The organism is Rhodococcus sp. G6(2025) (assembly GCF_058628105.1).
This window is the reverse complement of the sequence record NZ_CP179752.1, coordinates 276551-302141: the sequence shown is the minus strand read 5'-3', so window position 1 is coordinate 302141 and position 25591 is coordinate 276551. Positions and strand designations below refer to the sequence as shown.

The 25591-nt window shown below is 64.3% G+C and carries 24 protein-coding genes; 13 read left to right on the top strand and 11 right to left on the bottom strand.

Annotation, left to right across the window (positions count from 1 at the left end; translation table 11 throughout):
* Positions 1–7: 7 nt before the first annotated feature.
* From ACLIVD_RS42295 to ACLIVD_RS42255, 9 genes are all read right to left on the bottom strand, one after another.
* Positions 8–769, bottom strand: coding sequence for an SDR family NAD(P)-dependent oxidoreductase (locus ACLIVD_RS42295; RefSeq protein WP_491933735.1), 762 nt, complete (start codon positions 767–769; stop codon positions 8–10).
* A complete protein-coding gene (locus tag ACLIVD_RS42290; RefSeq protein WP_491933734.1) occupies positions 766–2400 on the bottom strand; it encodes an AMP-binding protein in 1635 nt (544 codons plus the stop codon). Before ACLIVD_RS42290 ends, ACLIVD_RS42295 begins: the two co-directional genes overlap by 4 nt.
* A gap of 32 nt (positions 2401–2432) precedes the next feature.
* A complete protein-coding gene (locus tag ACLIVD_RS42285; RefSeq protein WP_491933733.1) occupies positions 2433–3587 on the bottom strand; it encodes an acyl-CoA dehydrogenase family protein in 1155 nt (384 codons plus the stop codon).
* An 18-nt stretch (positions 3588–3605) separates the two neighbouring features.
* Positions 3606–4736 (bottom strand): thiolase family protein, encoded by a 1131-nt coding sequence (locus ACLIVD_RS42280; protein WP_491933732.1) that lies wholly within the window; start codon positions 4734–4736, stop codon positions 3606–3608.
* Positions 4729–5142 carry a Zn-ribbon domain-containing OB-fold protein gene (locus ACLIVD_RS42275; protein ID WP_491933731.1) on the bottom strand — a complete coding sequence of 138 codons (414 nt, stop codon included), beginning with the start codon at positions 5140–5142 and terminating at the stop codon, positions 4729–4731. Before ACLIVD_RS42275 ends, ACLIVD_RS42280 begins: the two co-directional genes overlap by 8 nt.
* A complete protein-coding gene (locus tag ACLIVD_RS42270) occupies positions 5139–5912 on the bottom strand; it encodes an enoyl-CoA hydratase/isomerase family protein (protein ID WP_491933730.1) in 774 nt (257 codons plus the stop codon). The genes ACLIVD_RS42275 and ACLIVD_RS42270 overlap by 4 nt, the downstream gene beginning before the upstream one ends.
* A gap of 62 nt (positions 5913–5974) precedes the next feature.
* Positions 5975–7036: an LLM class flavin-dependent oxidoreductase gene (locus ACLIVD_RS42265; protein ID WP_491933729.1), complete on the bottom strand. Its 1062-nt coding sequence runs from the start codon at positions 7034–7036 to the stop codon at positions 5975–5977.
* The gene (locus ACLIVD_RS42260) at positions 7036–7899 is read right to left on the bottom strand and encodes an enoyl-CoA hydratase-related protein (RefSeq protein ID WP_491933728.1); all 864 of its coding nucleotides are present in this window, start codon (positions 7897–7899) and stop codon (positions 7036–7038) included. The genes ACLIVD_RS42265 and ACLIVD_RS42260 overlap by 1 nt, the downstream gene beginning before the upstream one ends.
* Complete coding sequence (locus tag ACLIVD_RS42255) at positions 7896–8990, bottom strand: CaiB/BaiF CoA transferase family protein (protein WP_491933727.1); 1095 nt, start codon at positions 8988–8990, stop codon at positions 7896–7898. The genes ACLIVD_RS42260 and ACLIVD_RS42255 overlap by 4 nt, the downstream gene beginning before the upstream one ends.
* A gap of 120 nt (positions 8991–9110) precedes the next feature.
* Between ACLIVD_RS42255 and ACLIVD_RS42250 the strand changes: the two genes are divergently transcribed.
* From ACLIVD_RS42250 to ACLIVD_RS42240, 3 genes are read left to right on the top strand one after another with little or no spacing between them, the layout of a single operon-like run.
* Positions 9111–10316 carry a CaiB/BaiF CoA transferase family protein gene (locus ACLIVD_RS42250; RefSeq protein WP_491933726.1) on the top strand — a complete coding sequence of 402 codons (1206 nt, stop codon included), beginning with the start codon at positions 9111–9113 and terminating at the stop codon, positions 10314–10316.
* Positions 10303–11094, top strand: a complete 792-nt coding sequence (locus tag ACLIVD_RS42245) for an enoyl-CoA hydratase/isomerase family protein (RefSeq protein ID WP_491933725.1) — start codon at positions 10303–10305, stop codon at positions 11092–11094. Before ACLIVD_RS42250 ends, ACLIVD_RS42245 begins: the two co-directional genes overlap by 14 nt.
* Positions 11095–11111: 17 nt before the next feature.
* Positions 11112–12350 carry a CaiB/BaiF CoA transferase family protein gene (locus ACLIVD_RS42240; protein ID WP_491933724.1) on the top strand — a complete coding sequence of 413 codons (1239 nt, stop codon included), beginning with the start codon at positions 11112–11114 and terminating at the stop codon, positions 12348–12350.
* A gap of 716 nt (positions 12351–13066) precedes the next feature.
* Here ACLIVD_RS42240 and ACLIVD_RS42235 read toward each other — a convergent pair.
* Both ACLIVD_RS42235 and ACLIVD_RS42230 read right to left on the bottom strand, forming a co-directional pair.
* Entirely contained in the window at positions 13067–13534 is a 468-nt protein-coding gene (locus tag ACLIVD_RS42235; RefSeq protein WP_491933723.1) for a MarR family winged helix-turn-helix transcriptional regulator, read from the bottom strand.
* A 141-nt stretch (positions 13535–13675) separates the two neighbouring features.
* Entirely contained in the window at positions 13676–14737 is a 1062-nt protein-coding gene (locus tag ACLIVD_RS42230) for an LLM class flavin-dependent oxidoreductase (protein ID WP_491933722.1), read from the bottom strand.
* Between the two features lie 127 nt (positions 14738–14864).
* Here ACLIVD_RS42230 and ACLIVD_RS42225 point away from each other — a divergent pair, with 127 nt between their 5' ends.
* The 10 genes from ACLIVD_RS42225 to ACLIVD_RS42180 all read left to right on the top strand — a co-directional run bounded on the left by ACLIVD_RS42225 (position 14865) and on the right by ACLIVD_RS42180 (position 25562).
* A complete protein-coding gene (locus ACLIVD_RS42225; protein WP_491933721.1) occupies positions 14865–16058 on the top strand; it encodes an acyl-CoA dehydrogenase family protein in 1194 nt (397 codons plus the stop codon).
* Positions 16055–17167 carry an acyl-CoA dehydrogenase family protein gene (locus tag ACLIVD_RS42220; RefSeq protein WP_491933720.1) on the top strand — a complete coding sequence of 371 codons (1113 nt, stop codon included), beginning with the start codon at positions 16055–16057 and terminating at the stop codon, positions 17165–17167. The genes ACLIVD_RS42225 and ACLIVD_RS42220 overlap by 4 nt, the downstream gene beginning before the upstream one ends.
* Positions 17168–17197: 30 nt before the next feature.
* A complete protein-coding gene (locus ACLIVD_RS42215; protein ID WP_491933719.1) occupies positions 17198–18346 on the top strand; it encodes a thiolase family protein in 1149 nt (382 codons plus the stop codon).
* A gap of 49 nt (positions 18347–18395) precedes the next feature.
* Positions 18396–19157, top strand: coding sequence for an SDR family oxidoreductase (locus ACLIVD_RS42210; RefSeq protein ID WP_491933718.1), 762 nt, complete (start codon positions 18396–18398; stop codon positions 19155–19157).
* An 11-nt stretch (positions 19158–19168) separates the two neighbouring features.
* Positions 19169–19591 carry a Zn-ribbon domain-containing OB-fold protein gene (locus ACLIVD_RS42205; protein WP_491933717.1) on the top strand — a complete coding sequence of 141 codons (423 nt, stop codon included), beginning with the start codon at positions 19169–19171 and terminating at the stop codon, positions 19589–19591.
* Positions 19588–20793: a thiolase C-terminal domain-containing protein gene (locus ACLIVD_RS42200; protein ID WP_491933716.1), complete on the top strand. Its 1206-nt coding sequence runs from the start codon at positions 19588–19590 to the stop codon at positions 20791–20793. The genes ACLIVD_RS42205 and ACLIVD_RS42200 overlap by 4 nt, the downstream gene beginning before the upstream one ends.
* Before the next feature lie 314 nt (positions 20794–21107).
* Positions 21108–21980 (top strand): MaoC/PaaZ C-terminal domain-containing protein, encoded by an 873-nt coding sequence (locus ACLIVD_RS42195; protein ID WP_491933715.1) that lies wholly within the window; start codon positions 21108–21110, stop codon positions 21978–21980.
* Between the two features lie 52 nt (positions 21981–22032).
* Positions 22033–23226 carry an FAS1-like dehydratase domain-containing protein gene (locus ACLIVD_RS42190; RefSeq protein WP_491933714.1) on the top strand — a complete coding sequence of 398 codons (1194 nt, stop codon included), beginning with the start codon at positions 22033–22035 and terminating at the stop codon, positions 23224–23226.
* The gene (locus tag ACLIVD_RS42185; protein WP_491933712.1) at positions 23223–24434 is read left to right on the top strand and encodes an acyl-CoA dehydrogenase family protein; all 1212 of its coding nucleotides are present in this window, start codon (positions 23223–23225) and stop codon (positions 24432–24434) included. Before ACLIVD_RS42190 ends, ACLIVD_RS42185 begins: the two co-directional genes overlap by 4 nt.
* Before the next feature lie 15 nt (positions 24435–24449).
* Positions 24450–25562, top strand: coding sequence for an acyl-CoA dehydrogenase family protein (locus ACLIVD_RS42180; RefSeq protein ID WP_491933711.1), 1113 nt, complete (start codon positions 24450–24452; stop codon positions 25560–25562).
* Positions 25563–25591 lie beyond the last annotated feature (29 nt).

Genomic DNA, 25591 nt, shown 5'->3' with positions numbered 1-25591 from the left:
TCGTCTCCTAGCTCGAGAGGTATCCGCCGTTGACGGAGATCGTCTGGCTGGTGATCCACGACGCGTCGTCGCTCGCCAAGAAGCTCACCGCGGCGGCGGCGTCGGAGTTCTCCCCCAGACGCCGCATCGGGTAGGCGCGGGCGATCTTGGCGATCTGCTCCTCCGTGACCTTGGCCGCCGCGGCTGTGACGCCGTGCTGCATGGCCCCGAGGGACACCGCGTTAGAGGTGATGCCGAACTTGCCGACCTCTTTGCCGAGTGCCCGCATGAAGCCGAGTCCACCTGCTTTGCTGGCGCTGTAGGCAACGGATCCGGCCTCTCCGCTGCGCCCGGCATCCGATGAGATCACCAGGACCCTCCCCCATTCGCGCTCGATCATTCCGTCCAGCGCGGCTCGGGTTACGTTCATGACACCGGTGACATTGATCGCCAGCCATGGGGCCCAGTCGGCGTGTTCGGTCTCGTGAAACTTGAGACGGCGACGGGCGCTCAGTGGCAGGCCGGCGTTGTTGACGACGATGTCCACATTCCAGTCGCCGAGGGAAGCGAACATGCGGGCCACAGAGTCCCAGTCGGAGATGTCGGCCGCGACGCCAATGGCCTCCGCCCCGAGCGCCCGGATCTCGTCCGCGACGACGTCGGCCCGGGACTGGTCGAGGTCGTTGATCACCACCCGGCCTACCCGCTCATCGCGCACCAGCCGGATCGCGATCTCACGGCCGATCCCCGCTCCTGCTCCGGTGACAAGCGCGGTGCGCTGTGAACTCATAGCTGCTCCTTCAAGAATTCCTCGGTCTGGCTGTCCCAGGTGGCGGCGGTGCGCCACCCCGTACGCAGCTCGTATCGCTTGACCCGCGCGGTCGGCGTCTTCGGCAGGGAGGCCGCCAGCTCGACGTAGCGTGGCCGCATGTGCGGCGGCAGCACGTCCAGGCCGGCAGTGACGATGTCGTGGGGCTCGGCGGCATGGTCGGCGGCCAGCACGACGACGATTTTGACGTCGTCCTCCCCCAGTTCGGAGGGCACGGCCACGGCCGCCGCCTCCTCGACCGCGTCGATCGACTTGAGCGCCTCCTCGATGGCTGCGGGCGCAATGTTGACCCCTCGGCGGCGGATGACGTCGCGCTTGCGGTCGACAAACCAGAAGTTGCCGTCGTCGTCCTGCTTGAGCACGTCACCGAAATGTGTCCAGCCACCCCGAGTCTTCTCCGCGGAGGACTCGGGATCGTTGTAGTAGCGGACTACTGGGGCACCGTTTTTCGGGCGCATGAGGAGCTCGCCGGGCGTGCCGACGGGCACATCGTTGCCGTTGTCGTCGATCAGCCGCGCGTCGAAGTCCACCCAGGGCCGTCCACACGACCCGACCGGGTAACGGCCGGGGTTGCCGACGTACATACCTCCGGAGTCAATTGCGCTGAGGGGCACGCAGACACGCACGCCGAACCGTTCGCTGAATGCCGACCACACCTCCTGCGACATTCCGGCGACGGTCGCGTCTTCGACGTGGTGCTCACGATCGTTGTCCCGCGGTGGCTGCGCGAGCAGCATCTGGGGCATGGTGCCGAAGAGGTTGAAGTGGGTGCAGCGATATCGACGAATGTCGTCCCAGAAGTGTGACGCGCTGAATTTGCGGGCTATCACCACCGAGCCGCCGGACCAGAACGACATCGACGACTGCACCAGAGGTCCGCCGTGGCCCCACGAGCTGGCCAGGTAATCCTTGACCGGAAGCGGGATCTGCAGTTTGCGGGCATTGATGTATCCGCCGGCAGCGAAGGAGTGTTTGAGAAGCACGCCCTTCGGCAGGCCGGTGGTACCGGAGGTGGACATGATCAACGCGTCGTCGTCGGCGGTCGGGTAGTTGCGCGCAAGGAAGGGGTCGATGTCCGCGCCGGCCAGCGCCGCCTTGTCGTACTCCGAGTCGATTCCTTCGACGATTGTCAGGCCGGACACGTCGCCCGCCGCCTCGCGCACGGCGTTCAACCGCTCCGGGTGCACCACGATGTAGCTGACGTCCAGCCGGGTCAGAACACCGCGCAGGACCGAGCCGGTGAACTCGGGATAGACCGGGACGAGGATGGCGCCGACCAGATGTACCGCGAGTTGCGTCACCAATGCCTGCGGATGCCCCAGGAACATGTAGGCGACGTGCGTGCCGCGCGTCACCCCATGCTGCTCGAGCCAGGTCGCAGCCCCGGCCACGCGGCTGAGCAGCTCACGTCGGTCGATGACCTCGTCCTCGAACTCGACCGCGACTCCCGCCGGATCGAACGATCGAAGCCGTCGCAGCAGTTCCGGGTACGAGGGGCCATTGGGGAGGTCGAGTTCGTCCAGGATCTGCGCGATCGTGGGTTCAACCCATTCCTGGTTCGTCTCGGTCTGCAGGTTGCTACCCGTCGCCATCGTGTCGTCTCCTCGTGGTTCCGCCGTTTCCGTCATCGCAGCGCCGAAATTCCGGTCAACTCGCGGCCGATGATGAGCTGCTGAATCTGTGTCGTGCCGTCTGGGATGGTCAGCATCCGTGCGTCCCGGAAGATGCGCTCGGCGGCCAGCTCGGTGGTCACTCCGATCCCCCCGTGCACCTGGATGCCGAGGGAGGCGACCTTGACGGCGGTCTCGGTACAGAACGCCTTGGCCATCGACGCTTCCATGCGAGCAGCTCGGTCTCCTCGCGTCACAAGGGTTGTGAGCGCGCGGTATGCCATGAGCCTGCTGGCCAGCACTCCTGTGGCCATTTCTGCGAGCATCTGCTGGACCAGCTGGAAACCGCCGATTGGCTTGCCGAACTGTTCGCGCACGGTGGTGTAGGGAACAGCCAGGTCGAGTGCCGACTGGGCAATGCCCACGGCCACCAGAGACGTCATGATGCGCGCGCGACCGATGTTGCTGTAGATCTCTCCCTGCGCACTGCTGCCGCCGAGTCGGGCCACCTCTTCAACCTCGACGTCCTCGAACAGCACCTCGCACAGGGCATGTCCTTTCAATCCCATCGTCGAGATCTCTTTGGCCGTGAAGCCCTGGCCCTTTTCGACGAGGAAGAGTCCGAAGCCGTCGGGGGTGCCGTCTTTGTTGACAACCTTGCAGAAGACGAGAAGAACGTCGGCGTGTGTGCCGCCCGAGGTCCAAATCTTGTGCCCGTTGATGACGTAGCCGTCCCCGACGCGCCGCGCGGTGGTGCGGATGGCGGAGGGATCCGATCCCGCGCCCGGTTCACTTACGCAGGCGCAGATGTGTGCTGACCCGTCGAGCAGGTGAGCGTAGCGGCCCTTCTGTTCCTCGGTGAACCCCTCGCCGAAGAACAAACCGTTCTGCAACCGGTGCCAGAAGTACCAGGGCAACGATCCATGAGCCCGGGCCAGCTCTTCGGTGAGGATCCCGAATGCCATGAGGTCGGGCTCGCCCTCATCGGTCCTCGGGTACTCGTCCACGATTCCGTAACCGAGCAACTTTTTCTCGAAGTCGTCCCACTGCTCGCGCGAGGGGACGGACTCGAGATCGATCTCGGCAAGCTTGGGGACGAGTACCTTCTTGGACCAATCCTGGACCGCTTCAAGCCAGGCGCGATGGGTGGGTGAGTAGTCGACGTGCATTTGCGCTCTCCTGTGAAATCAGCGGGTAAAGATGTTGACGAACCACATGCCTTGGCCTCCCAGCATGTGTGCCAGTCCGACCTTCGCGTCCGGTTGCTGGCGCGCGCCGGCCTCCCCTCGCAGCTGCTGGGTCAACTCCACGATCTGCGCCGTTCCTGTCGGTCCCATCGGATGACCACGGGCGATCAGCCCACCGCTTGGGCTCACGGCGACCTTTCCGCCGATCCGGGTCGTTCCCTCGGCAACGAGTTTGGCGGCATCGCCGCGCGGACACAGACCCAATTCCTCGTAATAGATGAGTTCTTCGACGGCGAACGCATCATGGGTCTCTACGACATCGAGGTCCTCGGGCGACACGCCGGCCTGCTCGTATGCCGCTGTCGCAGCACGCCGTGTCGAATTCTCGTAGTCGACGCCGAACCGGGCGCGCGGATGATAGCTGTCGGAGAGGCTTACGCTCGCGGCCACACGGACCGCTCGGCTTGCCGCCTCGCCCAGTGCCTCACGCGAGCACACGATGACCGCGGCGCCGCCGTCGCCTACCGGGCAGCTCTCCAGTCGATGGATCGGCGCTGCAACCATCGGCGAATTCAGTACGTCGTCCACCGTGACGAGCTTCTGACGCTGCGCCTTCGGGTTGAGGTAGCCGTTGGCATAGTTCTTGACTACCACCTCGGCGAACGCTTCCGGCGGGTCACCGTAGTCATGCATGCGTCGAGTCTTGAGCAAGCCGAAGATCGTCAGTGGCGTATATCCGCTGGCCTCTACGAGATTGCGGCGTTCCTGCTGCATCAACTGCTTGGCAATTCCGCCGGAAAGGGATCGCTCGAGCCCGACCGCCGCCGCGACATCGACCTGGCCGGAGGCCACCGACTGGTAGGCGTTGACAAAGGCCTGAGTTCCGGTCGCGGACTGGTTGGAGACCGTGTGCACCGGGATTCCGGTCCAGGAGAATTCATGCAGGAGGTTCAAGGCGGAGTGTCCGCCGGAGTCGGTGTGGCCGACGACGAGGTTTTGGATCCGCTGCCACGGAATCTGTGCATCGGCGATGGCCTCACGGAGCGCCTCGGCTCCGAGCTCGTACCCCGCCTTGTCCGGGTATTTTCCGATTCGGGTCATTCCAACCCCGACGACAAAGACTTCACGCATTGGTGGTGGCACCTTCTCTCACCCAGGCAAAGCCCGTGTACGGACCTCGTTCGTCATCTGCCTGGTCTATGACGTTCGGCACAAGCCGTGCGAACGATCCGATCTCGGGCTCTCCCTCCAGGAGCGGCCCTGTTGCGAGGACACCATCCGCCAGCTCTACCTGAACGATGGTGGTCGGAACCGGATGCACCGTGAGCTGTGCGAGCAGTGTCGTGTGTGAGAACACCGCGCCGACCGCGGGGAGCTCTGCCGCGTCGACATCCCCACCGCAGTATGGACATTCGACGTTCGGTGGGAAGGATCGTCGACCACAGGCGACGCAACGGGAGCACACCAGTCGCACTTCCTGGTCGTGGACGACCAGGATGCGTGAGTCGAAGCTGGCAGGCAGGGATTTCTGGCTCATCGGCCCCTCCAAACAATAGGCTGCTTGTTCTTTCGAGCGGCGAGTCCGGCCACCTGGTCCTCGCTTGCCTTCAATGTCGCCGACAGCGACTTCTCCAACCGAATTCCTTCGGCGAGTGAGACTTCCAGTCCGTCGGCCACTGCGCGCTTGATCGCCTGCGCGGACAGCGGCGCGATTGCAGTCATGCGGCCCACGTAACGCTGAATCTCCTCCGTGAGGTCGGCCGCGGGCACCACCGAGGACACGAGCCCGATCTGCAGAGCTTCGTGGGCCGAGAGCGTCCGGTTGGTCAGCATCAGCTCGAGGGCGCGACCGGGCCCGACCACACGGGGCAGTCGCTGTGTGCCACCCGCCCCGGGCAGTCCTCCGAATGTGCTCTCAGGCAGTCCGAACGTTGCGTGATCCGCAGCGATGCGCACATCGCACGCGAGCGCAATCTCCAGGCCTAGCCCGAGTGCATGTCCATTGACCGCGCAGAGCACGGGTTTGCGGCAGTAGTCGTCGATGAAGGCGCGTGGCGGATCCGACGGGAGGTTAGCCTCCCGTCGGCGCTTCATCTCCGCTGGCAAGGTCTTCAGATCCGCTCCGGCACAGAAGGATTGATCGCCGGTACCTGTCACTACACCCAGCCACAGCGAGTCGTCCTTGTCCAGCCGTTGCCAGGCCTCGCTGAGCGTGCCCCAGGCATCCCAGTCCAAGGCGTTACGGACCTCAGGACGGTCGAGCGTCACGTACATGACGCGGCCGTCTACTTCAACACGAACGCTCATCGGCTTGACTTCTTCACGACACTCACCCTACCGAGAATTACTCTAGTAATCAATAATTGGATCTACAGATATTTTTGGACCATCTGACCGATGGCGCGCAGTTCGGAGCCATCGGGGTCGGCGTCGTCGCCCGGAGGAATCAGGACGAAGCGGTTGAGCCCGAGTTCAGCGAGCTCGTGCAGCCGGTCGGCGCAATAGCTCGCGGGCCCGAAGATGCCGAACTTGTGCGCGAAATCGTCGGTGACTGCGGCGTCGGCGGCGGTTCCCGCTTCCGTGTGGCGACTCATCGAGTACGACCGCGGAACTGCCTCCATCACCTTACGGTCGGCTTCGCTGGCAGGACCGTTGGCCTTACCGTGGAGGTTGCCGAAGCGAATCGCCCCGGACAGGCGGCCGCCGCCGATGCGGCGGGCGGCGTCACGGTCCTCGTTGACCACGACATTCACCCATGCACCGAATTCGATGCCGTCGGGGTCCAGGCCGGCGTCGATGCGGGCTTGCCGGGCCACTCCGATGCCCCATGCCAATCTGGTTGGGTCCGCACCGATACCGAAGTTGATCTGGTCAGCGCGGACTGCTGCGCCCGAGATCACCTTCGGTCCCGAAGCTGCGACGCCGACCGGGACCTTGGGGACGTCATCGCGAAGCCACTTCAACCGGCTTGCCGCGGGTGTTTCACCGATCGCGAGCGTGTCCATCGACGGAACTGTGGCGTCGGGAAGCAGCTCGAACGGCACCTCCTCGCCGCGAAGGTACTTCTGCAGAGCGTCGAGGACAACGTTGAGCTTCGCGGGCGGCGCCGGTGCCAGGCCGAGGTACGCCAGCGCGGAATCACCGCGTCCGATCTGCAAAGTCATCCGTCCGCCTGACAGTTGCTGCAGGCTGGCGAACGCGGCCGCCAGGACGGCCGGGTGTCGGGTGTAAGGGTTGGTAACGCCGGTACCGACCCGCAGCGTGCTCGTAGACATGACTGCGGCGGTCATCGCGACGATAACCTCGCCTCGCATGTTCTGCGAGTCGCTCATCACCAGGCCGCTGAAACCCATATCCTCGATAAGGGGGGCGATCTCTGACATTTTCCACGGCCACGGACTCTGTAGGACCAGGGACTCGATGTTGCTCATTACTTTCTCCTGTCGTCGTTGGCAAGAACCGAACCGGTTTCCCACCAGGGAAAGTCCGTCGGTAGATCGGCGCTCAGCGTTCCCGTGAAGACCGGTGGACGCTTACGCAGGAAGGCGCGGATGCCCTCGCGTGCGTCCGGCGAGCGCCTGACCTCGTCACCTAGTTCCAGTTCGAGGTGTAAGGCCCGGTAGGGGTCGCTTTCGCCGAGCCCGCGCCACATCAGCTGGCGCGTCAGGGCGAGTGAGACCATCGAGGAGTTCGACGCGATCTCGGAGGCAAGATTCATCGCGGCCGGCAGAAGCTCGGCGTCGTCATGAACTGCGGAGACCAGTCCCGCATCAGCGGCCTCGGCTGCGCTGATCGGTGTACCGCGTGCACACCATTCCATGGCTTTCGAGATCCCGACCACTCGTGGCAGGAACCAACTCGAAGCGCCATCGGGGATGAGACCTCTTCTGGCGAACAAGAACCCGAACTTGGCTGTCTCGCCGACGATCCTGATGTCCATGGGCAGCGTCAGGGTCGCGCCGATGCCAACGGCTGCGCCGTTGATCGCACCGATGACGATCTTGCGGCTTTCGAACACACGCATCGCCAGCCTGCTACCGCTGTAGGGCTCATTCTGGTTTGGCTCACGTTTGGCGAGGTCGGCTCCCGCACAGAACGCCTTTCCGTTCCCGGTGATCACGATTACGCGGACGGTGTCGTCGGCATCGAGCTGGCGCAGGGCCTCGTCGAGGGCCCTGACCATTTCCATGTTCATGGCATTGAGCACCTGAGGGCGGTTCAACGTAACCAGGCCCACGGAGTCGACGACCTGGACATCGACCGGTTCCGCGGTCGGTTGCGTCACCTCGCTCACTGCGCACCGGCCAACAGTCGCACGTGGTCGTTTGCCTCACCCAATGCGGGCACCGCCCCGGCTCGACCGGTGTGCAGGAAGTCCAGGCTGAGCGAGTCGACATTCACGACAGGCCGGTCCGCGATACGCATTGCATCGACGACCTCATCGGGCCGCAGGACCGCCGACCACGGCACATCGACGTCGTCGAGGACCTCACGCCATTCCGCCAGCGAACGAGTACTGAAGACGTCGGACAACGCTTCTGCAATTGCCTCGCCGTCGCGCTTGCGTTGCCGCTCGTCGAGACCTATCAGATCGTTCAGCTCCAGTGCTCGCGCGAGGGTATCCCAGAAGCTCTGCTCGAACGGGGTGATACCGAGTGCGATATGCCGATTGTCCGCGGTCTCGTAGAGGCGGTAGTGCGGGTAGGCCCGTGCACCGACCGATTCCTTCAGTCCGCCCACGACGTGCGCGATCGACGCAAGCGTCGGTAGAGCCGCGGCGTCGGCGAGAGCGAGATCGAGGTGCACCGCCCGCCGCTCGTCGCGTGGCTGGAGATGGCCGAGTATCGCGACTGCGGCAAGGAGTCCGGCGGTGTAGTCCGCGACGTGGCCAGGTGGCGGAGCCATGATCTGTGCACCGTTCAGATCGCGGTTTTCGAAGAGCAATCCCCCCGCGGCCAGATAGTTCAGGTCGTGCCCGGCGCGGGCGGTCGCCGTCCCGTGCTGCCCGTAGCCCGACAGGGAACAGTAGACCAACGAGTGGTTGATCGTGCTTGCGTCGGAGAATCCGATACCCAGCCGTGCGGCCACGCCGGGCCGGAATCCTTCGATGACCACATCCGCGAGCTCGATCAGTTCCCGGGCGAGAGCAACCCCCTCAGCGGCTTTCAAGTCGAGTTCGACACTCCGTTTGCCCGCCGTCAGAAAGGGAAAGAGCGGGTGCCTGCGGCCCGGGTCACCCCCAGGCTTTTCGATCTTTATTACCTCCGCACCAAGCTGGTGCAGCATCAGGCTGGCGAACGGGCCAGGCAGGTTTTCGCTGAAATCGACCACCCGAACACCGGCCAACGGTCCGGCCGACTGCTCATCGTTCTGTGTGTACTCCACCGTTGGCTCCTTCGAATGCCGCGGCTGATTTAATCTACTTTTAGATTGTTGGTGACAAGAGTATCATCGGTGCGTCAGAGTGACGCAGCTCATTTTTCCGTCACATAATCAGGGAGGGTCATGTCGTCGCATGTCAATTGTGCCCAGGAGGCACTGTCTTCGATCCGGGTGATCGACCTGGGCCGTTACGTTGCAGGTCCCTATTGCGCGACGTTGCTCGCAGACCTGGGCGCAGATGTCGTCCGGGTCGAGCGCATCGACGGCGGAGACGACCGGCTTCTTGGTCCGGTATCCGACGACGGCTCGGGATCCACGTATCTCGCCGTGAACCGAAACAAGCGCAACCTCACCCTGAATTTCTCCACCCCGGACGGCCTCGAGGTGCTGCACCAGCTCGTTGCCACCGCCGACGTCGTGGTCGCGAACATGCCGTTGCCGGTCCTCGAGAAGCTCGGGTTGGACTATGAGTCACTATGCAAGCTCAAACCAGACGTCATTCTCACCACCTGCGACACGTTCGGACCCGGCGGGCCCTACAGCAACAACGTCGGCTTCGACGGGATCGCCCAGGCAATGTCCGGGGCGGCCTACATGTCCGGGTCCAACGGTCATCCCGCCAAATCCGCGTCGCCGTGGGTTGACTATCTCACTGCCACCCATGCGGCGTTCGCGACCATGACCGCGCTGCGGTGGAAGGATATGACCGGCCAAGGACAGCACGTCCACGCCTCGTTGTTGGCGTCAGCGATCACAGCGACCGGCGGACTTCTCGTCGAGCAGTCCGCGCACCAGTCCGACTGGGAACCGATCGGGAACCGAACTCACGTCGCCGCACTCGCCGATGTCTGCAACACGAGAGACGGCGCGATAATTGTCCAATTGGCCGGTGACTCCCTCTTCAGACGGTGGGTCCAGCTGATGGGTGACGTCGAGTGGCTCGACGATCCACGGTTCGCCACCGAGGCGTCCCGGCTCGAACATGCCGAAATGCTGGCCGAGCGCCTCACTTCGTGGTGCACGGAGAAAACGACCGACGAGGCTTTGGAGCAATTGCGGAAGGCCGGCATCCCGTGCGCCCCGGTCTACTCGCCTCGTCAGGTCCTCGACGACATGCACGTCACCGCCACCGACATGCTTCCAGAGCTTCGATACCCAGGCGTCCCACCCACTACCCGCGTGCCCCACCCGGCCGTCCGTCTGACACAGACACCGCTGCGCATGCGGCGAACCCCCGCGACCCTGGGCGAACACACCGTCGAGGTCCTCGCAGAACTCGGATACCAATCGAACACGATCCAGGAGTTGCGTAATCGTGGCATCTGCTGAGCAAGGCCAATCCCAACAACATTTCGGCGACGTCACAGTCGATTGGACATCCGATCACGTCGCCAGGGTCACCTTGGGTCGCCCCCCGGACAATTACTTCGACCGTGCGCTACTCGCATCGGTGGCCGACGCCCTGGAGTATCTCGACGACCCGACCAGATGCCGTGCGGTCGTGCTGAGGTCGGAGGGTAAGAACTTCTGCGCTGGCGCACGCCTCGACCGGCGAGCCGAGGCCGAACCGCCCGGTCACATCTACGACGAAGCCCTCCGCATCTTCCACACGGCAACTCCCATCGTCGCGGTCTGCCAGGGCAGCACGATCGGAGGCGGACTGGGTTTGGCTCTTGCCGCCGACTTTCGCGTCGGCTCCCCCGGGAGTCGATTCGCCGCGAACTTCGCGCGACTCGGTTTCCACCCAGGCTTTGGTATCAGTCACACCCTGCCCCTCGTCGTGGGACTCCAGCACGCGGCAGCTCTGCTCTACGCCGGGACTCGAATCGACGGCGAACACGCACACTCCATCGGCCTCATCGACCGGATCGCGCCAGACGACGACCTCGATGCCGTCGCCCTCGAGATGGCCCGGGAGATCGCACAGTCGGCCCCCCTCGCCGTCCGCAGCATCCGCACCACCCTGCGCGGAACGCTCCCAGATGAAGTCGAGCGGATTCTCCGGCGCGAGAGGGCCGAGCAGGAGCGGTTGATGAGCACGAACGATTTCCGTGAGGGTGTGAAAGCGATGTCCCAACGGCGCCCACCCGATTTCCGAGCCAAGTAACCCGACAGGAAGCAGCGATGCGCACCGACACCCCGACCCCATCGTCCACCCAGCCACTGCGTGGCGTCCGTGTCCTCGCCCTCGAGCAGGTACTCGCCGCACCGTTTGCCACCCAGCTCCTGCAACGGATGGGAGCCGAAGTAGTCAAGATCGAACCGCTCACCGGTGAGCTCGGAAGGTTCGCGCAACCGGTGTTCACCGACGCCCGCGGACACGATGTCTCGTGGACCTTTGCACGCAACAGTCTCGGAAAATCCAGCGTCGCTATCGATTTGAAGACTCCTGAGGGCCGCCAACTCGTACTCGACCTCGTTCCCAATTTCGACCTTGTCGTCGAGAACATGCGCGGCGGCGCGATGAAACGCCTGGGTCTCGGTTACGAAGAACTCAGTGCTGTGAACGCTCAATTGGTCTATGTCGCCGTGTCCGGCTTCGGGCACACCCTCCCCAGCCCCTACCTCGACCGTCCCGCGTACGGTCCGGTCGTCGAGGCGATGGCCGGCCTCTACTCGCTGGGCGCCGAGCCGGGCGAGCGCCCCGAGGTAGGACAGACGACGTTCATCGCAGATCTGTTCGCCGGGTTCTACGCCGTTGTCGGGGCGCTGGCCGCGCTGCGTCGTCGTGACGTGACGGGCCACGGAGAGTTGGTTGACGTCTCGCTGTTTGACAGCGCGCTCGCACTAAACGAGGCGTACGCAACCCTGCATTCAATGGGCGCGCCAACACGTCTCGCGACCGGCCGCGGCGTCGGCCTCTTCACCGCGTTCGCCGCCAAGGACGGATTCTTCGTCGTCGCCGCACCTCGCGAGCACCAATTTCACCCTCTCGCTGAAGTCGTCGGACATCCGGAATGGGTCGGTGACGCCAGGCTCGCGTCCCGCACAGATTGGGAAGCGCGGTGCCCTGACATCATCCGGCCTGGCGTGGAGGCATGGGCACGCGACAAAACGCGCGCAGAAGTCGTTCGCATCCTTAGCGCTGCTGGAGTCCCCGCCGGCCCTGTCAATACGATGGATGACCTCGTCGACGACGAACACGTATCCAGCCACGAAATGTTCGTCCACGTCGCCCGGCAAGAAGGGCCGCCGGCGCTGGTCGCCGGAACCCCGATCAAGTTCGGTGGACAGAACGGCCCGATGGCCGACAGCCTCCCCTCACTCGGCCAAGACACAGCGTCTGTTCTCTCCAACGAGTTGGGGCTGACAAATCAGAGGCTGCAGCAACTCGACACTCAAGGCACCATCCGGCTCGCTTGACCGGTCGGGATGCTGAAGTTCCCGCGTCACCGGCAGCAAGTTGGACTCCGCAGGGAGTACTCCGACTGCAGCGCGGTGATCGGGGGGACCGGCTTGGCCGCGGCGGACGTCGCGGCCAAGCCGTCTTCCACGACTGACGATCCGCTATACCGAGCAGTTCGCCGACGACGACTGGCCCAAGACCAACCCACGCTTCACCGGCGAAAACTGCCAGTGCAACCTGCACATCGCCGACGAGGTAGCGGCCATCGCCCTCCCAGCATGGTGCGACCGGAGGAGGTCGCATCGGCCCTGCTAGTTACGACAGGCGGCGACATTGCGCCGATCTCGGGCACCAAATCGAATCGCGCGCCGAGCGACCGTCGCCGCCGACGGCATCGAATTTGACTGCCGAACAGATGGACGAGCTAGACCTCTCACCCGGCCGTAGGTGACCGCTGGTCCGGGCGCGCGCCAACCGAATAGCAATAGCGGCGGTCACGGTTCCAGCAGAATGCCTGGTTCGGCCAGCACGAATCGTTCACGCCAGTTGCCGCGCGGCACGGTCAATTCAACAACTCGGCGGTCCGCGGCACGGTCACCGTCGTCGCAGACGCATCGTCAAGAGCCAGCCGACTCCCTGGTCATTGGCCGGTCTGATCACTCCACCTTCTGCGCGATCTGCCCATTTTCGCAGTCGCGGGCTGGGGTCGGCGCTTACCTGGGTACATCCAGGCTCAGTTCGACAGGTGCCTGATGTTCTTACGGGCTTCTCTGGAGGCTTCTGTGATTTTCTCGGCGTCCGTGTCACTGGTGCTTCCGAGCCCGTAGCCGATCTCGGACATGGCAATGTTCACCTTCTTGACGAGTGCCATACCTTCCTCGGTGAGCCGCGCCAGGACGGTGCGCCGGTCGGTGGCGTGCCGCTTCCGCTCGACGAAACCCGCCTCGTCGAGTGAGTCGACCACCACGGTGACCGTTGTGGGGTGCACGATGAGCGACTTGCTCAACTGCCCCAGTGGGCGGGTGCGCTCAGGGGACATCTGCAGCGTGACCAGCACCAGGTAGGCGGTCCGATTGAGCTCGAACTGCTTCAGTAGTTTGTCCATTTCGATCGACACCAGTGCGCTCGTGCGAAGCACCGACATGGCGGCCGCGAACTGAGCCGGGCGCAATTCCCCACCGCTTTCCCACTTGTCACGCATCCACTGGATCGAATCTGGTGAAGGTCCTGTCACGGTTCTCCCTCAAAATTGAAAGTCTCATCATCGACTATCTATTCTCCAACCAATTAGAGTGTAGTACGACCCTCGGACTGACATCGCAGCGACGCAGGTTCCGGCTCCTCAGCCCAGAGACGGCAGTACCTCACGAGCGAACTGCTCTTCAGCCGCGCGCCGGATGGAAACGTCCACATCGGTTGAGGGCCCGCAGAGAAGGATCTTCGAAACCCCTAGTTCTTCGAGCTGTGCCAAACGGTCGATGCAATGGCCGGCCGGACCGAAGATTCCGTGCCTGGCAACGAAATCGGGGCTGAGGAGGGCGTGAGGTGCCGCGGCGGCGCCGTGCGAACGCATGTCATATGTCTGCGCGAGCCGCCGAAGTGCCTGACCGTCGGACTCGCTGACCGGCCCTGACAGCCTCCCATGCAACACACTGAAGCGCGACTGCGTCGCGAGACTGCCGCGACCCAGCCGGACCGCACGATCCACGTCGTCGTCCACAATCACATTGACCACGGCACCAAACGTGAGCTCGCCGGTTGTTCGGCCGGCCGCGGTGCGGGCAGCCTCAGCATGCTCGATCGCCCACCGGATGCGCTCGGGATGCGCTCCGACGGAGAAGAGAATTCGATCGGCTCGTCGGGCTGCGAGTTCGATGACCTGGGTACCGCTTGCGGCGATTTCGACCGGCACCTTGGGCGCCGTGCTGAGCTTCATGAACTCCATTTCGCTCTGGGCGTGTTCGCCGCCGAGATCCAGGTCGCTGACCGGCCTGCCTCCGATCTGCGGCAGCGCCTCGAACGGGACGGCCTCCCCCCGCAGGTACGCCTGCAGGGCAGCAACGTAGCGGTCGAAGACAGCCACCGCGGCCGGCGCCTTGCCAATGAGAGCCAACGCCGAGTCACCCCTTCCGATCGCCAGGTTCATGCGTCCGCCACTCAAGTTCTGCAATGTGACCGCGGCGGCGGCGGTCACCGCCGGGTGGCGGGTGACCGGATTCGTCACCGCGGGCCCGAGTCCGAGGGTGGTCGTTCGTTCCGCGGCTGCCGCCAACGCCGCCACATAGTCGCCTCTCAGATTCTGCGTATCGACGTAGCCGATCCCCTGGAAGCCGAGATCTTCGAGTCGCACGGCGACATCGGGCACCTCCCAGGCGAGAGATGTATTGCGCACCCAAACCTGCATTGCCGGTCCATTCTGCGAGTTCTAGAGGGAGGAAGGGGATCAATCAATCCTCACCGTTTGACGGTTCTATCTAGTATTCAATAGTATAGCGCTAGACTATCTCAGTGTCTCGGAAGACGGGCGTCCTATGGATGAGTTCATACGCGCGGCCAACTCATGGCTGTCACACAACAAACCGGTACTCGGTCGCGAGGGAGAAGCGGGGAGCGCAACCGACCGTGCGCGGGCGTTTATGGCCAAGCTCTACAACGCCGGCTACTCGGGAATTTCCTGGCCAACTGAATACGGCGGCCAGGGCCGATCCGTAGCGGAGGAACGGGAGTTCTCCCGGCTCGCAAAGAACTTCGACCTGCCGACGGCCCGATTCTCGGTCGGCGTCGGGATGTGCGGACCGACACTACTCGCCGCCGGAACCGAAGACCAGAAGCACCGCTACATCGGTCCCATTCTTCGCGGCGAGGAAATCTGGTGCCAGCTCTTTTCGGAGCCCGGCGCAGGCTCCGATGTCGCGGGCCTGCAGACCAGGGCCACACACGACGGGCAACGCTGGCTCATCAACGGGCAGAAGGTCTGGACCTCCGGAGCCCACGACGCCGACCTGGGTCTGCTCTTGGCCCGGACCGATTCCACAGTGCCCAAGCACCAGGGATTGACCATGTTCGTCATCGACATGGCCCAGCCGGGAGTCCAGGTGCGCCCACTTCGCGACATGACGGGAATGGCGCACTTCAACGAAGTGTTCTTCGATTCCGCCGAAGTTGCCGAAGATGCTGTCGTCGGCGGGCTGGGCAAGGGATGGGCAGTAGCTCAGATCATGCTCGGGTATGAGCGCAGCTCCATCGGGCAGGGGAGCGCCCAGGCGCACAATCCGGCGTCGTTCAGTGCCCTCACCGAAAACGTCCGCTCGAACGGAGAGCTCAGAGATCCCGGCGTGACCGACCTACTCGCCCAGCTGTACGTGAAGGAGCGCGCACTGGCGCTGCTCAACTCACGCCAGCTCGAGCTGACACGAGCAGGGCGACAACTGGGAGCGAGTGCCTCGGTGGCCAAAATCCTCAACGCCAGACTGACCCTGTTCCGCAGCGACGTCATGGCCGAACTGCGGGGCGACGTCACTGCCTACGTCGACAGCATCGACGCCCGACGGCGCGCCTCGTCGTGGATGTTCGCCCCTGCGATGTCTCTCGGTGGCGGCACGAACGAGATCATGCTGAACATCATCAGCGAACGGGTCCTCGGCCTTCCGCGCGAGACATCGATCGATCGCGCAGTCGCGTTCAACGACGTTGCCCAGAACGAACCGGCGGGGAGCCTGCGATGACGCTGATATGGGATTCCGAGCAGGAAGCCATTGCGTCGACGCTTCGCGACGCCCTCCAAACACTCGCGCCAGTCAACGAGCTCCCCACGGTTCTGGGAACCGACCGCGATGTCTGGCGGACGCCATGGCAGCAGCTCAATAATCAGCTCGGTCTGGCTGGGTTGGCCGTACCCGAGCGGTTCGGGGGTTTGGGGCTGGGCCAGGTCGAGGTCGCTCTTGCCTGTGAGGAGCTGGGCGCGGCCCTGACACCGGTTCCGTTCTTCTCCTCGGTGGTGCTTGCGTCCTCGCTGTTGCTCTTGGCCGATGACGAGGAGGTGAGAGATCGCTTCCTGCCCACGTTGTCGACCGGTGCCGCCGTGGGCGCCCTCGCCGGGGCTCAGACCGCGACGGGAGCGTGGAATCCCGCCGCAACCGGCGTCATCGCCGCTCAGAGCGACGGCGCAGTCACCCTGAGCGGAACCGCCTTCCGAGTCCTGTCGGGCGAGGAAGCGACGGTCTTCGTCGTCGTGGCGCGCACGACGGACGGTCTAGGGCTGTTCGTCGTGGACCAACCGAAGGGAGTTACCCGCACCCCACTCGCTGCGATCGATCTCACCCGATCGCAGTCGACGATCGTGTTCGACGAGACTCCCGCCACGCAGGTGCGCACCGACTCCGTGGCCGACGCGCTGGAGCAGCTGCTGGTGCGCGCAGTAAGTGCGCTCGCGGCAGAGCAGCTCGGAGGAATGCGGGCGTGCTTCACCCAACTGGTCGACTACCTCAAGGTGCGCGTGCAGTTCGGTCGCGTGGTCGGGTCGTTCCAGGCTGTCAAACACCAGCTCGCGGAGCTGTACATCCTGATCGAGCAGGCCGAGCCGCTGGTCCGTCACGCCAACTGGTCTATCGACAACGACCCGGACGAAGCTGCGGTCGCCGCAGCGACCGCAGAAGTCTTCGTGGGTGAACACTTCGCCGAACTCGCCCAAAGGGCACTGCTGCTTCACGGGGGGATCGGCTTCACCTGGGAGCACACCAGCCACCTGTATTACAAGCGCGCGAAGACGGCCCAGCTCATGTTCGGGCCGACCGCGCTGCAGTCCGACCGGCTCAAAGAGCACCTCGGCCTCTGAGCCCCACCTAACAGCTTAGGAGTGTTACTCGTGAGAGACGCAGTCATCGTCGAAGCCGTCCGGACCCCTGTGGGGCGCCGCAACGGCGGACTGAGCGAGATCCACCCGGTCGATCTCGGTGCCCATGTCCTGCGTGAGCTCGTAACTCGGGCTGGCGTTGACGCGGCGGAGGTCGATGACGTGGTCTGGGGATGCGTAAGCCAGATCGGCGAACAATCGGCCAACATCGCGCGCCACTGCGTGTTGGCCGCCGGCTGGCCGGAGTCGGTGCCCGGTACCACGGTCGACCGGCAATGCGGCTCCGCCCAGCAAGCCCTCCATGTCGCAGCGGGCGGTGTGCTCGCCGGGTTTTCCGAGCTGTCAGTCGCGGGCGGTGTCGAATCGATGTCGCGTGTGCCGATGGGCTCCCCCATCAAGGCGGGCCCGGGACGTCCGGCGTCACCTCTTCTAGCCGCTCGGTACGACGGCGCCCGGTTCAATCAGGGCCGGGGTGCGGAGATGATCGCGGCGCAATGGAATCTGTCCAGGACTCAGCTGGACGAGCACGCTCTGCGATCACACGCGCGGGCGGCAGCGGCGATCGACGCGGGCGTCCTCGACTCCCAGATCACCGCTGTGGAGGTCAACGGTGCCCAGGTCGTGACCGACGAAGCTGTGCGCCGGGACTCGTCGCTGGAGAAGCTGTCGGCACTGCGCCCTTCGTTTGCCGAGGAGGGCATGGTCACAGCCGGGAATTCGTCGCAGATCTCCGATGGAGCAGCCGCGCTCCTGGTGACCACCTCCGAGCGCGCCGCACAGCTCGGTCTTCGACCCCTGGTGCGCGTGCACACGTCGGTCGTCGTCGGATCGGATCCTGTCATCATGTTGACCGGTCCGATCCCGGCGACCGCCCAGGTACTGAAGAAGGCGGGCCTGTCGATCTCGGACATCGGAGCGTTCGAGGTGAACGAGGCATTCGCCGCAGTGACTCTCGCCTGGCTGCGCGAGACCGGCGCCGATGACACACTCGTCAATCCTTTGGGCGGCGCTATCGCCGTCGGGCACCCGCTCGGAGCATCCGGGGCTGTCCTGACCACACGACTGATCAATCACATGCGCGACAACGAGATCCGGTACGGCTTGCAGACCATGTGCGAAGGCGGCGGCATGGCCAACGCGACCATCTTCGAACTCCTCTGAGTAACCCCTCACGAACAACCCATCGATACCTCAACGAGAGAAGGAAGCCATGACCAACGACAACAAGAAGGTCGCGATCGTGACCGGCGCGGCACGGGGCCTCGGTGCCGCTACAGCCCACCGGCTGGCCGAGGACGGATTCGCGGTGGCCATCCTCGACATCGACGAACGCGGCGCGAAGGAGACCGCCGACGGGATCAACCGGGGCGGGGGCCGATCGGTCGGGGTCGCGGCCGACGTCTCCGACGCCGACGCTGTCGCCGCCGCTGTCGACCGCGTCGCCGACGAGCTCGGTCCCCCGGTCGTGGTCGTCAACAACGCCGGGATCACACGCGACAACCTGTTGTTCAAAATGCCTGAGCAGGACTGGGATCTGGTGATGAACGTCCACCTCAAGGGCGCCTTCCTCGTCACGCGAGCAGCGCAGAAATACATGACCGAAGCGGGTTGGGGTCGAGTCGTCAACATCTCTTCCCAGTCCGCCCTCGGAAACCGCGGCCAGGCCAATTACTCCGCCGCCAAAGCAGGTCTGCAGGGTTTCACCAAAGCCGTCGCCCTCGAACTCGGCAAGTTCGGAGTCACCGCAAATACCGTCGCTCCAGGCTTCATCGCCACCGACATGACTGCTGCCACCGCCGAGCGGGTCGGGATGTCGTTCGAGGATTACCAGGCAGCCGCGGCGCGTAAGCTGGCCGTCCGCCGAGTTGGCCAGGTCACCGACATCGCGAACGCCGTCTCCTACTTCGTCAGCGACGGTGCCGGATTCGTCTCCGGTCAGGTCCTCTACGTCGCCGGCGGACCGGTCAACTAATGGACACCGCCGTGCACGCTCAGGCCGACACCGCGACGCAACTACCGATCGTCGACTATCTACGACTGACACCCGAGCCCAGGCTCACGGCCAGCCAGTGCAGCGTCTGCTCCGCACTGTTCTTCGACCGACGCAACGCCTGCGCTTCCTGTGGCGGGCAGTCCTTCCAGCAGCGGGAGCTGGCAACCACGGGTGTGGTCCGCGCGTTCACGGTGATCCACCGTGGCGCTCGGGGCGTTCCCAGCCCGTACACATCGGTAGTCGTCGATCTCGACGGCGGGGGAACGGTCAAGGCCAACCTACTCGGCGTCGACAACGACCCCTCTCGAATCACCCCGAACCTGCGCGTCGCCATGGTCACCCACGTCGCGGGGGTCGACGACGACGGCACGCGAGCCATCGCATTCGCTTTCAAACCCGAGGAGGACCAATGAGCACCGACAACCCCTGGGTAATCGGGGCGTCGATGACGAGGTTCGGCCGCTTTGCGGAGATGGACGTCGTCGACCTGGCCGCCGGCGCCGCGTTGGATGCCCTTGCGGACGCCCAGGTACCCATGAACCGGATCAATGTGGTTGCCGTCGGCAGCGCCCAGGACGTCAACAACAACATCGGCCAGCGACTGGTCAAGCAGATCGGTCAGACCGGCGTCCCCATCTATAACGTCGCTAACGCCTGCGCCACTGGGGCGACTGCCGTCCGAACCGCGGTGATGGCTATCAAGGCCGGCGAGGCGGACTTCGCGCTCGTCGTCGGTGTCGAAAAGATGGGCAAGCAGGGACTGCTCGGAAGCGCGGCGAAGAACAAGGATTCTCGCCGTACGTTCACGCCGAGCGGGCGCTACGGCTCCGTGATGAGCACCGAGGGCGTGTTAGGCACGGGCCTGATGCCGGGCGTGTTCGCCACCGCTGGCACCGAGTATGCCGCGCAACATGAGGGCGTCGGCTTCGAGCAGTTCGCCAAGATCGCGGTGAAGAATCACGCCCACTCGACGCTCAATCCCCTTGCCCAGTATCGCAAAGAGTTCACCCTCGAGGAAGTGATGGAAGCCGAGATGATCGGCTACCCGAACACTGTCCTCATGTGCACGCCCACCAGCGACGGGGCTGCTGCACTCGTGCTGGCGTCAGAGGCCGGATTCCGCAAACTCGATCCCGACCAGCGCCGCCGCGGTGTGAAGATGTCGGCGTCGGTCCTCACCACTGACCCCTGGACCCCCACCGGGGCGGCCCAGCCCGACATCAACACCCTGACCCGCCGAGCAGCCGACGAGGCATATGCAAGTGCAGGCGTTGGCCCCGAGGACTTAGACCTGGTGGAGCTTCACGACTGTTTCGCCACCGCGGAACTCGTTCACTACGACAACCTCCGTCTGTGCGAAGAAGGTGGGGCCGGGGAGTTCATCGACCGGCGTGCGCCCTGGCGAGACGGGAGCACACCGGTGAACGTCTCTGGAGGACTCATATCCAAAGGGCACCCGATCGGGGCGACCGGAGTCGCTGGGGTGTTCGAGGTGGTCACTCATCTGCGGGACGAGGCCGGCGACCGTCAGATCGACGGTGCCCGGGTCGGCCTCGCACACGTCATCGGGCTCGGGTCGGCCTGCGGCGTGCACATCCTGGAACGTCGTCCGTGAGATCGTTGCGGCGGCGTCCGAACGGACACTCGGTGGGGCGTTTCCGCAATGATCAGGGCTTCGCCTGTCACCCCACCGACCTGAGCTTGTTGCCGTATCAGCAGCGACGGCCCGACTCCAGGCACATGGCACGACCGCACTGAACGAGGATGTTTCGTCCGGATTGTCGGCGATGCCGATTCCATGACATGGCGCAGACGGCAACGCTCACCAACCGGACGAACACCTGCGAGCGCGTCACGAGCGCTCGTCGAAACCCTCGGGCTGAAGCCTTCAACGAGCTTCTCACCCAACCAGCACACGGAGGTAACCCAATGACCGATATCGCGTCGTCGACGGCGGACGTGGTGGAGGAGCTTCTCTCCGCCGAGACAGCCGGCCAGTTCTCCTGGAGCTCGAAAGACTGCCTCTTGTACGCCTTGGGAGTGGGAGCTGGTCTGGGGGATCCTGCGTCGGAACTCGCCTTTACCACCGAAAATTCGCGCGGAGTCGACCAGCGCGTGGTTCCCACCTTCGCCGTACTCGTCGCGTGGCCGACCGTCCTGAACTCTCTCAAGGGCGTCGACACGACCAAGGTCGTCCATGCCGAGCAGCAGATCGAGCTGCACCGAGACCTTCCGGTCGCAGGGTCGGCGCAGACCCGGTCCCGGATCGTCGGCGTCTACGATCGCGGCTCTGGTGCCCTCATCGTCGCTGAAGGCACCGCCCACGACACCGACACCGGCGAAATACTTGCCACGGCGACCTCGTCGCTGTTCGTCCGTGGCATGGGCGGGCTCGGGCAAACACGTCCGTCGACAGTTGAATGGTCGTTGCCGCAACGCAACCCCGACCATGTCCGGGTCATGCCGACACGACCCGAGCAGGCGTTGATTTACCGGCTGAGCGGAGACCGTAACCCGCTCCACTCGGATCCGTCCTTCGCCCGGCGGGCCGGCTTCGAACGGCCGATCCTGCACGGTCTGTGCAGCTATGGGGTGGTCGCTCGTGCATTGCTCGACGCATCCGGTGGCGCAGAACGCGCCAACCTGCGATCGATGTCGGCGAGATTCAGTCGCCCAGTATTCCCCGGTGATGAACTGAGCGTGGAGATCTGGCAGGACAACGAGGCGCTGACATTCCGGGCTCGGGTCGGGGAACACACTGTTCTCGACCGCGGCATCGCTCGAGTGGACCACTCAAGCTAACTCTAGAAATCAATACTCGACTATTCGACTATTTAGTAATAGAGTTGTAGCCATGAAGACAGAAGAACGCGAAGCTGTCATGCCGCAAGTGGTCATCGACGAAGACATGATCGCCGGGATGCAGAAGAAGGTCGGTACTCAGCTGAGAATCGACCACTCGATCAACAATGAGGTGGCCTCACGGCTTGCCGTAGCGCGCTTCTGCGGCGGGATCGGCGACATCAATCCACTCTGGACCGATACGGAGTATGCCACCACGTCACCGTACGGAGCCGCCGTGGCGCCTCCGTCCTTCGTAATCGGTTGTTTCTCCGGAATTCAGTTCGGATGGCCAGGTCTCGGAGCTTTCCACTCCCAGTCGCACATCACCTTCGAGAGGCCGGTGTACCGGGGCGACACCGTGGAGTCGTCGTGCCTCTACCGGGGCTTCGACGGCCCCGCTCCCAGCAGTTTCGCCGGCCGGTCAGTCACCGACCATTTCTCGAACAGCTACACCAACCAGCGCGACGAGTCGATCGCCACCATCGAGTGGGACGTCATCAATTACGAGCGCGCAAATGCGTTGTCCAGACGCAAGTCTCAGGAAACCAAGCTTGAGGTGCCACACCGCTGGGATGAACAGGAACTGAAAGAGATCGAAACCGGCATTCTCGCCGAACGCCCGCGCGGCCCACAGCAGCGTTGGTGGGAAGACATTCACGTTGGCGATGCACTCGACGTAGTCACGAAGGGGCCGATCGGACTCACCGACGAAATTGCTTTCGTCGCCGGCGGGGGCACTCCGATCCCTCGTCTCAAGGCGCATGCCGCGGCACTACACGACTACCAGGCGCACCCCGCCTGGGCATTTCGTGACCCGACGACCGGCGCACAGGAACCCATCTACTCCGTCCACTACAACTACCAAGCCGCACGAGCGATGGGCGTCGCATTCCAGTACGACGTCGGCTTCCAGCGGCAATGCTGGCAGATCCATCACCTCACCCACTGGGCGGGCGATCACGCATGGATCAAGGAGGTTCGGGCCCAGTACCGCAAGTTTGTGTACCTCTCCGACGTCGTCCAGCTTCGCGGGGAAGTCGTGGACAAGCGCATCGACGCAGACGGTGAACATGTCGTCGATATCGAAACCAAGGCGGTCAACCAGCGAGGCGAGATCGTCATGCCAGGTTCCGCAGTGGTAGCCGTCCCCTCCCACACCCACGGCGAGTCGCCGGCCGCGCGACGCAGCCGCTCACGATCATGACCACCGACCTCGACTCCTTCCTCGAAGGTGCACGGAACTGGCTGGACTCGCGCTATCCGCGCCGCGTGCAAGCCGAACGCAAGAGATTTGAGTGGGGCGTGGGCAGCGATGAAGTGCGCGTGTTCCAAGAACCGGATCCGGTCGAGGAAGCCGATGCGTTGCCAGCCATCCGTCAGTGGCGACAACAGCTCTGGGACAGCGGATACGGCTGGATCGCCGGACCGGCAGAATACGGCGGGGCCGGGTTGCCCACCAGCTACCAACGTGCGTTCGAGCGGTTGGCCCGAGAGTACGATGTCGCTGGAGATTCGGCGCTAACCATCAGCCTAGGCATGATCGCACCAACCATTCTTCGGCACGGATCCGAGCCGCAAAAGAAGCACTGGTTACCCCGGATGTTCAGCGGGCAGAAGATCGCCTGCCAACTTTTCAGTGAACCGGACGCGGGATCGGATCTGGCATCGGTCTCAACGCGCGCCGTCCACGATGGCCAGGCGTGGCGAATCTCGGGTCAAAAGGTCTGGACGTCCGGCGCGCACTTGGCCGATATCGGCGAAATCATCTGCCGCACCTCCGATGGACCACGGCACAAGAATCTCACCGCCTTTCTCGTCGACATGCACGCCCCCGGGGTCACCGTGCGACCACTTCGACAGATGACCGGCGGCGCCGCCTTCAACGAGGTGTTCCTCGACGACGTCGTCGTGCAGGATGATCAAGTCCTCGGTGATGTGGGCGGTGGATGGAACGTCGCGCTGTCGACCCTCGGTTTCGAACGCACGGCCATGGGCCACAGCTCCTTCGGCGGAGCCGGAATCCTGTCGACAGAACGGTTGCTCGCACTCGTCGCCGCCAGCGGCGCGACCGAGGACACCCACGTCCGCGAGTCCATCGGTGAGCTGATCTCCCACCTCCGCGTCGCAAAGTACATGCAGGACGTGATGGCTGCCGACGCCCGCGCCGGCAATGTCCCCGGCCCCGAGGCCGCCCTGAACAAAATTGCACTGTCGGACAACATGAAGCGACTAGGCGACTTCGTCGCCGACGTACTCGGCCCCTCCCTCGTTGTCGACACCGACGAATGGGGAACCTTCGCCTGGACCTCGGTCGTACTCGGCGCCCCTGGCTACCGCCTGGGAGGAGGGACCGACGAGGTGTTGAAGAACACCATCGCCCAGCGCGTCCTCGGCCTTCCCCGGGCGATGTGAAAGGACTGAGAGACAATGCCCACTGATCCCCTAGCAATCACCGCCGAACGACGTGACCTGCAGAACGGTCTTCGCGACCTGCTCGGCGACGTCTACGACCGCGACGCGCGCCGCAAGTCGGTCGAATTCGATACCGGCTTCGACACCGCGGTCTGGAAAACCCTGGCCGCAGGACTGGGCCTGGCCGCGATCAGCGTCCCCGAAGAGTACGGCGGACTGGGCCTCACCGAATCGGACTGGGCAGCGGCCCACGAAGAGCTCGGCCGAGTGCTCTATTCCGGTCCCGCCCTCGGAGCACACTTAGCGACGTCGGCGCTAGTCTCGGCCGCGCCGTCAGACCAACGCGCCAGCTGGCTCGCAGCGATCGCGTCCGGTGAGGCTTTGGGCACGGTCGCCCTCACCCCTCGCCACGCAGCGCAAGGCCCCACGGTTCGCGCAGAACGACGCGACGGCAGCTGGCGGCTCACCGGACATGCTCCCTACGTTCCCTACGGCGACGTCGCCGACGTCCTGATGATTCCTGCGTCCACCACAGACGGCAACGAGCTGTTCCTCGTCGAACGACAGCAGGACACCATCCACCCCCAAACTCTGAACGGACTGGATCTCACCCGTCGCATCTCACGAATCACTCTCGACCAAGCGCCCGCCTGGGTGCTGTCACCCCGGGATGACGAGCCCTCACCATCGACCGCCGTTCGACGTTCCTTCCTGCTCGCCATGGCCGCCGAGGCGAGTGGCGGCCTGCGATGGTGCCTCGATACCTGTGTGGAACACGCAAAGACACGTAAACAGTTCTCCCATCCGATCGGGACTTTCCAGGCGGTCGCACACGCGTGTGTCGACATGCTCCGTGACGCCAACTTCGCGCATGCAGCGTCCCGATACGCCGCGGCCGCCGCGACCTCGGACCAGCGCGACTCCGACGCGTCGCTCCGCGTCGCTGCGTTGCGCAACGGACTCGCCTACCGCGAGGTGACAGAGACCGCCATTCACATTCTCGGAGGCCTCGGCTTCACCTGGGAGCACGACGCCCACCTGTACTACCGACGCTCCTGGTCAAACCTCGAGCTTTCCGGCGGCCCCGCCGCCCTGAGGCTTTCGGTGGCCGAGGCAATCGGCGCCTGACAACCCACGGAAGGAACCACGAGACCAAA